This is a genomic window from Knoellia sinensis KCTC 19936 (assembly GCF_000768705.1).
GTDB classification, from domain to species: Bacteria; Actinomycetota; Actinomycetes; order Actinomycetales; family Dermatophilaceae; genus Knoellia; species Knoellia sinensis.
The window spans coordinates 1-838 of sequence record NZ_AVPJ01000053.1 but is presented as its reverse complement, the minus strand read 5'-3'; the positions used below and the strand labels follow the sequence as shown (position 1 = coordinate 838).

Sequence of the window (838 nt, the reverse complement as noted above, 5' to 3'; positions counted from 1 at the left end):
GTATGAGTCCCGTGGAGTGGTGGGCTTTGAGGTCATCTCGATGCCGACCGGTCAGCCCTTGGTGAGGGCGACGGTGTCAGTCTGCTCGGTCTTGCCGATCTTGGCCATGGATTCTTCGGAGAGGTAGCGGCGTTCGTCGGTGGCCCATTCGTCGTGGGTGTCGGCCAGGACGGCTCCGACGAGGCGGATGACGGCGGCTTCGTTGGGGAAGATCCCGACGACCCGGGAACGGCGTTTGATCTCCTTGTTGAGCCGCTCGAGGGGGTTGGTCGACCAGATCTTGCGCCAATGCTCGCGGGGGAACGCGGCGAAGGCGAGGACCTCGGCTTTCGCGTCGTCCATGAGGGCACCGATCTTTGGGTAGCGGGTGGTGAGTTCGTCGCGGACCTTGTCCCACTGCTTGCCCATCGATGCCAGGTCGGGTTGGGCGAAGATCGTGCGGAACACGGCGGCGACCATTTCGCCTTCGCCCTTGGCGACGTGCGCCAGGACGTTGCGGATGAAGTGGACCCGGCAGCGTTGGTGCGCACTGCCCTGCATGGCGCGTCCGATCGCGGCGACCAGGCCGGCGTGCTGGTCGGAGATGACGAGCTGGACCCCGGACAGGCCCCGCTTCTTCAACCCCGTGAGGAAGGCGCGCCAGAACACTTCGTCCTCGCTGTCGCCGACGTCCAACCCCAGGATCTCCCGGCGCCCCTCACTGGTTACACCGGTGGCGACGACCACCGCCTTGGACACGACCATGCCGTGCTCGGTGCGCACGTGCAGGTACGTGGCGTCCAGGTACACGTACGGGAACTCGACGTGGTCCAGGCGTCGGGTCCGGAACGCGCACACC

Annotated in this window: 1 protein-coding gene; it reads right to left on the bottom strand. The window is 66.2% G+C overall.

What is annotated here, in order from left to right; translation table 11 throughout:
• Window positions 1–51 precede the first annotated feature (51 nt).
• Window positions 52–838 (bottom strand): IS256 family transposase (locus N802_RS19150; RefSeq protein ID WP_035919726.1); only part of this gene is annotated, 787 nt, incomplete at its 5' end.